This window comes from Rodentibacter rarus (assembly GCF_001998965.1).
GTDB classification, from domain to species: Bacteria; Pseudomonadota; Gammaproteobacteria; order Enterobacterales; family Pasteurellaceae; genus Rodentibacter; species Rodentibacter rarus.
Genome location: NZ_MLHJ01000159.1, coordinates 1 through 1,945 on the forward strand (window position 1 = coordinate 1; position 1,945 = coordinate 1,945).

General features: G+C 40.2%; 4 protein-coding genes and 1 pseudogene. 4 read left to right on the forward strand and 1 reads right to left on the reverse strand.

Translation table 11 applies throughout. The features are described from left to right. Nucleotides 1–28 precede the first annotated feature (28 nt). The 4 genes and pseudogenes from BKK50_RS13155 to BKK50_RS12100 form a co-directional block, all read left to right on the forward strand. Nucleotides 29–214: pseudogene (locus BKK50_RS13155) on the forward strand (prepilin peptidase); the annotation flags it as partial. Nucleotides 215–223: 9 nt separating this feature from the next. Next, the gene (gene coaE / locus BKK50_RS12090) at nucleotides 224–856 is read left to right on the forward strand and encodes a dephospho-CoA kinase (protein ID WP_077418469.1); all 633 of its coding nucleotides are present in this window, start codon (nucleotides 224–226) and stop codon (nucleotides 854–856) included. After that, entirely contained in the window at nucleotides 837–1,043 is a 207-nt protein-coding gene (yacG, locus tag BKK50_RS12095; protein WP_077418471.1) for a DNA gyrase inhibitor YacG, read from the forward strand. The genes coaE and yacG overlap by 20 nt, the downstream gene beginning before the upstream one ends. Next, on the forward strand, nucleotides 1,040–1,300 hold the full coding sequence (locus BKK50_RS12100) for a GNAT family N-acetyltransferase (RefSeq protein WP_077418473.1): 261 nt from the start codon (nucleotides 1,040–1,042) through the stop codon (nucleotides 1,298–1,300). The genes yacG and BKK50_RS12100 overlap by 4 nt, the downstream gene beginning before the upstream one ends. Nucleotides 1,301–1,347: 47 nt before the next feature. On the opposite strand, the gene BKK50_RS12575 is transcribed toward BKK50_RS12100, so the two are convergent. Beyond that, a partial coding sequence (locus BKK50_RS12575) for a DUF5672 domain-containing protein (protein WP_208606219.1) occupies nucleotides 1,348–1,945 on the reverse strand: 598 nt, incomplete at its 5' end.

The window sequence follows — 1,945 nt, forward strand, 5'->3', positions numbered from 1 at the left end:
TGCATGATCATTAACAGGTCAAGGGGATTATTGGCTGGCGCTAGGACTTGGCAGCTACTTGCCTTTTGAACATTTTCCGTTTTTTTTACTCATTTCATGTTTACTCGGCATAGTATTTGCACTCATCAGCCAAAAAAGAAACGCTTTTTTACCTTTTGCACCTTTTCTCTGTGTTTCAACTTTTGTAGTATGGCTACTTAATTATTCTTCATAGGGGGTTGTTATGACTTATATTGTCGGACTCACCGGTGGTATCGGTAGCGGCAAAAGCACCATTGCCAATTTATTTGCCGAACTGGGTGTGCCTATCGTAGATGCCGATGTTGTCGCTCGTGAAGTCGTTGCGAAAGGAACACCTTTACTTAAACAGATTACCAAACATTTTGGCAGTGCTATTTTACTGGAAAATGGTGAACTCAACCGACCCGCGTTGCGTCAACGGGTATTTTCTGATGAAGAGGAAAAAAATTGGTTGAACAATTTGTTACATCCCGCCATTCGAGAAGCAATGTTAAAACAACTTTCTGCTCAAACTTCGCCCTATACCCTGTTTGTTGTCCCACTGCTGATTGAAAATAACCTGACTGAGCTTTGTCAGCGAATACTTGTGGTTGATGTCACCCCACAAACCCAACTTGCTCGAGCAGCGAACAGGGATCAAAATAATATTGAGCAAATTCAACGTATTATGAACGCACAGGTGAACCGGGAAGAGCGGTTAAAATGGGCGACGGATATCATTAACAATGACAAAGATCTCGCTGAAAATCTACCGCACTTAAAACAAAAAGTGCTAGAATTACATCGTTTTTATTTACAACAAGCACAAACATCCCATGTCAGAAGAAATCCTTGAAGTACCTTGTCCAATTTGTCGCAAACCCGTTCCTTGGCACGATCAAAGCCCATTTCGTCCTTTTTGTAGTAAGCGTTGTCAACTTATTGATCTCGGTGAATGGGCGGCGGAAGAAAAAGCCATTCCAAGTGATACTGCTGATTTTGCCACCGATCCTAATTTCAGCGAAGAATGGAGCAAAAAATGAAAATCCAGCATCAGGAAGTAAATCAACAAGGTGAATTTTTTATTCTCAATGAACAAGGCGAAAAAATCGCCAAACTCACTTATTTTTACGAAACAGAAAACAAAATTAACGCCAATCACACTTTCGTATCCAACCAACTGCGAGGACAAGGCATTGCGGATAAACTTTATCAGGCCTTGATCGCGTTCATCACAGAAAAACAATTGGAGCTCCATCCGACTTGTAGCTATATCGAAAAAAAATGGGCTAGGAACTAATTCCTACCCCATTACTTTCTCTTTCATCATTGCAAATCAATCTTACCCTACCATCCCGCTTTTTCTAATTCTTCTTGCGGAAAAAAGTGGTACGGAACTTCAATGCTAAGCCCGCTATCATTCAACCATTTACACAAAATATTTGTGCAAATATCAATGCCATAAAACCACATTTTTTTCTGCATATAAAGTGCATTTTTATGAGTTAATACTAAACATCCAAATGTATGCACGCCAAACACATCATCCAAAGAAACCCCAAGTGTCGAATGGATAGCGTCAACGCTTTCACCGGCAAAATAGGCTGCAATCTTAGGAGGGGCAAATTGAATCCCTTGGCTTTCCAACAATTTTCTATAGATAATCGTTAAAATAATATCTTCATTATGGTTGGGATCATCATATTCCAATGCAACTGGCTGTCTTCCCATCTCTAGTTTCTTAGGGTGCGATATTAAAACGTTCATATCAAGTTTGCGTGGCATTCCGAGTAATTTTTTACTACGTAGTGAAAAACCGCCATTTTGCCCAATAAATACGTCATCCGGTACTGATTTATAATAGGGAAGACAACCCTCCCAATTTACGATGGGTTCGATGACACCATTCTCTTTTGCTCTTCCCATATAAAGTAAGGGGCTGTAC